Here is a 5,708-nt window from a genome sequence, read left to right on the forward strand (position 1 = left end):
CCGCTTGGTATATTCTGAAAGTTCCTGCATGGATGTTCCCGTTCTTTCTGGGATTTGTCCCCGGGCTCGCCCCGGGAGTGCGTCGCTCCTGAAAATAGCCTCTTTGACATCCGTTTACAATAGAATATTCACATATGAAACCATAAACAAGGGTAAAAAGTTCTTATTCGAAAATTTTTGAAAAAGTAAGATATTGGGGAGGGGAAAGGGAACCTTTTGAAAAGGTCCCTTTCCCCTCCCCAAACCCCACCCCTATCCCCCTAAAACTTTCGTAAGGGTCGGCAGCGGGACGGGACGATTGGAAAAACTGAACCTTGGCATCCGTCTCCCGGATCTGCGTTAAAGGAAATACAAAAGGCTTGTTGGCTTGCCCTAATATTATAGACGAGGAAATGCCGATATGTTTTGAAGGGATGGAAAGCGGGACAAGGGGCACTACGTTGTCGGCAGGTTGCCTTTTTGAGAGGTTTCATTTCAAGGGCAATCCGTTTCAGGGAGTGCTGTAACCAATGGGTTGATACAGGTACGAAAGCCTTTGAAGAAGCGAGGGATGGATGCGGGCCCGTGCATGTGGTTCTGGAGAGGAGAAACGCGGGGGAGGTTCCTTTCTTCTCTAGAGAGCCCTCCGCCCGATGCTTCCAGAACCGTTTTTGCAGTCTCTCTTCTTGATGTTTTCGTGACTGGATTGCGGAGGGAACGTGATTCAGGCATGTCCGGGAGCATGAGCATGATTTCGGAGTTTTTCGCGGACGGGATGATCCCGTGGTCGCCGATTTTGCTGTCGCTGAAGGTCGCGGGCCTTGCGACCGCCGCCTCGTTTTGCGCCGGGGTCGCCGCCGCGTGGCTTCTGGCTCGCCGCCGTTCGCCTTTTTCCGCTGTTTTGGACGCCATGTGTACACTTCCGATGATACTGCCGCCCACGGTTCTGGGCTATTATCTTATCCTGCTGGTCGGGCGGCGCGGCGTCATCGGGCCGTGGCTGGCCGAGTGCGGCATCAACCTGATTTTTTCATGGCAGGGAGCCGTGGTTGCGGCTACGGTGGTCGTGTTTCCGTTGATCTACAAGTCGGCCCGCGCCGCGCTGGAGCTGGTGGACCCGCGTCTTGAGAACGCGGCCCGCACGCTCGGGGCGTCGGAGTGGAAGGTCTTTTGGCAGGTGTCGCTGCCTCTGGCGTGGCGCGGCATCGTCGCCGGGGGGATGCTGGCCTTTGCGCGGGGTATGGGCGAGTTCGGCGCGACGCTGATGATCGCGGGCAATATCCCCGGCAAGACGCAGACCCTTGCGCTTGCCATCTATGACGCGTTTCAGGCGGGCAACGACGAGCAGGCGACGGTGCTGGTCGTGTTGACGTCGTGCCTGTGCCTTACCATTCTTGTCCTTGCCGACAGGTTGTTCGGCGGAAAGGCGGGAGGCCGCTGATGCTTGATGTGCAGATCCGCAAGCGCCTCGCCACGGGGCGGAAACGCGGCGACAGTTTTTCCCTCGACGTGTCCCTGAGCTGCGCCACCCGGCGGCTTGTCCTGTTCGGGCACTCCGGTTCCGGCAAGACGCTCACCCTCCAGTCGCTGGCGGGGCTGGTCCGGCCTGACGGCGGATACATCAAGATTGGGGACGACGTGCTGTATGCTTCGGAACAGGGCATCGATCTCCCGGCCCGTGAGCGCCATCTCGGGTATGTTTTTCAGGATTACGCCCTGTTCCCGCATCTGACGGTCCGCAGGAATGTGGAGTTCGCGCTCGACAAGACGAAACGGACCTTGTTCGGCCGCCCCTCTCCCGCGGCCCGCAAATCCGTGGATGATCTTTTAGAGCGTTTCGAGGTCGGGCACCTTGCCGAGCGGTATCCCCGTGAAATATCCGGGGGCCAGCGGCAGCGCGTCGCGCTTGCCCGCGCCCTTATTACCGCGCCCCGTATGTTGCTGCTGGACGAGCCTTTCGCCGCGTTGGACCCGCTCCTCCGGGTCAGGATGCGCCGCGAGATCCGCGCCCTGCTCGACGAATGGAACATCCCTGTCGTGCTGATCACCCATGATCCCGCCGACGTGGACGCCTTTGCGGACTCGCTGGCCGTCTACCGCAATGGCATGATCCGGCATGTCCTCGACGATTATCCCGCCCGCCGGGCGAGCGAGCCGGACGCCCTTTCGCTCCTCGCGCCGCTGGTGGAAGTGTAACCGGAAGAAACACGGCAGGGAGGACAAAAACGAAGAAATGCCGCCACCTTTTCGCTGCCCTCGTTTTGTCCGGCTTCCGGTTTTCCCCGATAGCAAAAAGCCTTCCCCGTGTTCGGAGAAGGCTTTTCCGTTCTTGGCAATCCCCTGCAATAGGGATTCGATAAAGGCGAAAGTCTTTGGAGATGGGGGTGGGGAGGGGAGGAAGGGGGACTTCAGAAAGGCCCTTCCTCCCCTCCCCAAGATCTCGTTTACATCCCCAAAACGACGGCAAACGCCTTGAACAGGACGGACACGGGCTTGCCTGGCTCAAGCTTGAGCACACGGGCGCTCTGGGAGGTGATGACGGCGCAGACGGTGGTGCCTTCGTCGAGGGTGACGAGGACTTCGGCTTCGATTTCTCCGAGCTGGACGCTCTGCACCTTGCCGGAGAAGTGGTTGCGGGCGCTGGTGGGCGCGTCGCCGGTGCTGATGATGACCCACGGGGCCTTGATCGTCGCGGTGGTGTTGATGCCTTCGCGGAGTTCGAGGTTGTCGGCGCTTTCAGCCGTGATGATGGAGACGACCTGAAGGCCGGTGGAGGTCAGGATTTCCACTTCAACGAGCAGGTCGCCGCGCTTGATGCGGTTAATGGTTCCAGTGAACGCGTTGCGGGCGCTGGTTTTTTTCATAGCTTCCCTCCTAATATGGGAATGGACGATTTTTCGGGCGTCTTCACGGGAAAAGTGAAGGTAACTTGCCGTCAGGGTCGGGCTCTGCTGCCCGAGGAACTGCTGGACGATCTTGAGCGGCACGTCGCCGCGCAGAAGCTCTATGCCCCGCGAATGCCGGATGACCCGGGGGCTGAGGAGCTCTTTCGGCAGATCGACGTCTTTCGCCCGCTCATAGAAGATACGGCGCACATAGCCTTGATCGAGGTGCAGCACTTCGCCGCGCAGGCCGAACATGAGGGGGGACTCCAGCACTTGCCGGATTTCCGTCATGATGGCTTCGGGAAATTGAAGTTCCCTGAAGTTCTGCCCCCGGACGCTGACGACGGAACGGGTAAAGTCGAGATCCGTGCGGTCGTCGATGGCCAGCACTTCGCCGAGACGCAGCGCGCCGTAGCGGATGAGCAGAAAAACCAGCCAAAGCCGTCCCCTTGAACGGCCTTGCGTCGTGGAGACGGACGCCTTGTACCAATCAAGAAACGCCTTGGAGACGGCGTCGAGCTGTTCCGAGGTCAGATGCCTGACATTTTCCGGGACGGTGAATTGGCCGCCGGGGTGCGGCGTGGACGGGGGCGGGACCTGGGGCGCGTTGCGGGCTTCACGTTCGTGGCGGACACAGGCTTCGATGAACCGCAGAGCGGAGTCATCAAGCCCCTGAACAAGGCGGGTTATTTCTTCCTGCATGGAATCTCCTCTGTACCGATAAGCGACTTCTCGGGATATGCAGGCTATCCCACGGGCTGATGTGGGCGAAAGTCGGTCACGCAGTTTCTCGAAAGAGTGACAAGATTGCCGGGAAAACGCAAGGGGGGTATTGCTGAAAAGGTTATCGTTCGTGAACCGCAACAGTCGAACAACAAAGGAGTATGAACATGGATAAGCGTTTTTTCCGTCGGTGTGCCCGAAATGCGGCGTTCAGCCTTTTGGGATGCCTCCTTTTGGCGGCTCCGGCGTTTGCGGCGCAGGAAATCACGGTTTCCGGCGCGGCCAGCCTGACGAATGCGTTCACGGAGATAAAGGGGCTCTTTGAGAAGAAATACCCCGACATCAAGGTGCATACCAACTTTGCGGCCTCCAACCCGCTGCTCAAGCAGATGGAAGAGGGCGCCCCCGTCGATGTGTTCGCTTCCGCGGATCAGGAAACGATGGACAAAGCCGCGGCCAAGAAGCTGGTCGATACCGCAACCCGCAAAGATTTCGCGCTCAACGATCTCGTCATGGTCGTTCCCTCCGACAGCAAGCTCAACCTGAACGGGGCCAAGGATCTGACCAAGCCCGAAGTCAAGCGCATCGCCGTGGGGAATCCCGACTCCGTCCCCGCCGGGCGTTACACCAAGGCGGCCCTGACGGCCGCCGGCCTTTGGGAAACCTTGCAGCCCAAGTATGTTTTCGGCGCGAGCGTCCGTCAGGCTCTGGATTATGTGGGCCGTGGAGAGGTCGACGCCGGTTTCGTTTACCGCACCGACGCCAGGCAGGGCGGCGACAAGATGAAGGTGGCTGCCGTGATGGACGGACACAAGCCTGTCCTGTACCCCATCGCCGTGGCGACCACGGGCAGCAACCGCGACGGCGGCGCGAAGTTCGTCGATTTCGTACTCTCTCCCGAAGGGCAGGCTGTGCTCGCCAAGTATGGTTTCAGCAAGCCACAGAAGTAGTTGCATATACATGTGGGGAAGGGAGGGGGAACCTTTCTGAAGAAAGGTTCCCCCTCCCTTCCCCACACCCCATCCCTCCCCATCCCAAGACTTTCGACGTTATCGAATCCCTGCTCGCAGTTGTTCTTTTCATGTCTTCTTTCGAACGATGTTGGATGATTGTTTCGTCTGTGGCATCGCTGTCGGCAGGAGGCTTTTTTTATGGATTCCCTTGAGGGTGGCGGGTTGCCGTGGAAAGGGTATGTTGGAGGTTCTCAGGGAAACATCAATATTTATTGGTAGTTGCTGGTGTTGCGGAAGGCCGGCTCCCCGGAAAGCAAAAAGCTTGCAAGGAATGAGGATTCAGGGAACAATATTCCCGAATCCTCATTTTTTCAGGAGCACGGAACCATGCGGCATTGGCTCTTCAAAAGCGAACCCGACTGCTATTCGTTTACCGATTTGGAAAACGCGCCCGGCCAGACCACAAGTTGGGACGGCGTGCGGAATTATCAGGCCCGCAACTTTATGCGCGACGACATGAAGAAGGGGGATTTGGGATTTTTCTACCACAGCGGCAAGAATCCTGAAATCGCCGGGATTGTGGAAATCGTGCGCGAAGGGCATCCCGATCTCACGGCGCAGGATCCTGAGGCCGGGCATTTCGATCCGAAAGCCACACCGGGCGATCCCCGCTGGTACATGGTGGATGTGAAGCTGGTGCGGCGATTCGAGCCGCCGGTTCCCCGCAGCCTGTTGCGGTTTGTCCCCGAGCTGGCGGGTATGGAGCTCATGAAGACCGGAAGCCGCCTTTCCGTACAGCCCGTGGAGGCCGAAGCCTATGCCGCCATCGTCAGGCTGGCGGACCAGCTCGCCGCGGACAAGGCGACGGGGCAAGAGGTGAAGGCATGAGCGAACTTTTGTATTCTCCCGATGCCGAGCTTGCCGCGCTGAAGGCCCGTGTCGCCCGTTTGGAGCGGCTGGAGGAACAGGTCTATTTTCAGGAGCGGACGCTTTCCGCCCTCAATGAGGCGATCACGCTCCAACAGAGGCAGCTGGACGATCTTCAAGGGCGTATGGAAGCCGTTGAGGAGAAGTTCCGTGAGCTTTGGGAGCTTGTCGGCAACGAAGGCGGTGAAGCGACCGTGCCCCCGCATTATATGAAGCTTGCATAGGTTTTGTTCGATTAGCC

Annotated in this window: 6 protein-coding genes; 5 read left to right on the forward strand and 1 reads right to left on the reverse strand. The window is 59.0% G+C overall.

The genetic code is table 11. The annotated features are described in order from the left end of the window. The first annotated feature begins 727 nt into the window (after positions 1–727). Together modB and HMPREF0178_RS11220 are read left to right on the forward strand one after the other, a co-directional pair. Entirely contained in the window at positions 728–1,420 is a 693-nt protein-coding gene (modB, locus tag HMPREF0178_RS11215) for a molybdate ABC transporter permease subunit (RefSeq protein ID WP_009733508.1), read from the forward strand. Continuing rightward, positions 1,420–2,175 carry a sulfate/molybdate ABC transporter ATP-binding protein gene (locus HMPREF0178_RS11220; protein ID WP_009733509.1) on the forward strand — a complete coding sequence of 252 codons (756 nt, stop codon included), beginning with the start codon at positions 1,420–1,422 and terminating at the stop codon, positions 2,173–2,175. Before modB ends, HMPREF0178_RS11220 begins: the two co-directional genes overlap by 1 nt. Before the next feature lie 248 nt (positions 2,176–2,423). On the opposite strand, the gene HMPREF0178_RS11225 is transcribed toward HMPREF0178_RS11220, so the two are convergent. Next, positions 2,424–3,566: a TOBE domain-containing protein gene (locus tag HMPREF0178_RS11225; protein ID WP_009733510.1), complete on the reverse strand. Its 1,143-nt coding sequence runs from the start codon at positions 3,564–3,566 to the stop codon at positions 2,424–2,426. Between the two features lie 188 nt (positions 3,567–3,754). Here HMPREF0178_RS11225 and modA point away from each other — a divergent pair, with 188 nt between their 5' ends. From modA to HMPREF0178_RS11240, 3 genes are all read left to right on the forward strand, one after another. After that, positions 3,755–4,537 carry a molybdate ABC transporter substrate-binding protein gene (gene modA / locus HMPREF0178_RS11230; RefSeq protein WP_009733511.1) on the forward strand — a complete coding sequence of 261 codons (783 nt, stop codon included), beginning with the start codon at positions 3,755–3,757 and terminating at the stop codon, positions 4,535–4,537. A gap of 390 nt (positions 4,538–4,927) precedes the next feature. Next, the gene (locus tag HMPREF0178_RS11235; RefSeq protein WP_009733512.1) at positions 4,928–5,428 is read left to right on the forward strand and encodes an EVE domain-containing protein; all 501 of its coding nucleotides are present in this window, start codon (positions 4,928–4,930) and stop codon (positions 5,426–5,428) included. Further along, on the forward strand, positions 5,425–5,691 hold the full coding sequence (locus tag HMPREF0178_RS11240; RefSeq protein WP_009733513.1) for a SlyX family protein: 267 nt from the start codon (positions 5,425–5,427) through the stop codon (positions 5,689–5,691). Before HMPREF0178_RS11235 ends, HMPREF0178_RS11240 begins: the two co-directional genes overlap by 4 nt. Positions 5,692–5,708: the final 17 nt, after the last annotated feature.

Origin of the sequence: Bilophila sp. 4_1_30, assembly GCF_000224655.1 — a bacterium.
Classification (GTDB): domain Bacteria; phylum Desulfobacterota; class Desulfovibrionia; order Desulfovibrionales; family Desulfovibrionaceae; genus Bilophila; species Bilophila wadsworthia.

What these genes read in the sequence shown, in the direction of transcription:
- modB (WP_009733508.1), top strand. Translation starts at nt 728, where the DNA reads ATGATTTCGGAGTTTTTCGCGGACGGGATGATCCCGTGGTCGCCGATT.
- HMPREF0178_RS11220 (WP_009733509.1), top strand. Translation starts at nt 1,420, where the DNA reads ATGCTTGATGTGCAGATCCGCAAGCGCCTCGCCACGGGGCGGAAACGC.
- HMPREF0178_RS11225 (WP_009733510.1), bottom strand. Translation starts at nt 3,566, where the DNA reads ATGCAGGAAGAAATAACCCGCCTTGTTCAGGGGCTTGATGACTCCGCT.
- modA (WP_009733511.1), top strand. Translation starts at nt 3,755, where the DNA reads ATGGATAAGCGTTTTTTCCGTCGGTGTGCCCGAAATGCGGCGTTCAGC.
- HMPREF0178_RS11235 (WP_009733512.1), top strand. Translation starts at nt 4,928, where the DNA reads ATGCGGCATTGGCTCTTCAAAAGCGAACCCGACTGCTATTCGTTTACC.
- HMPREF0178_RS11240 (WP_009733513.1), top strand. Translation starts at nt 5,425, where the DNA reads ATGAGCGAACTTTTGTATTCTCCCGATGCCGAGCTTGCCGCGCTGAAG.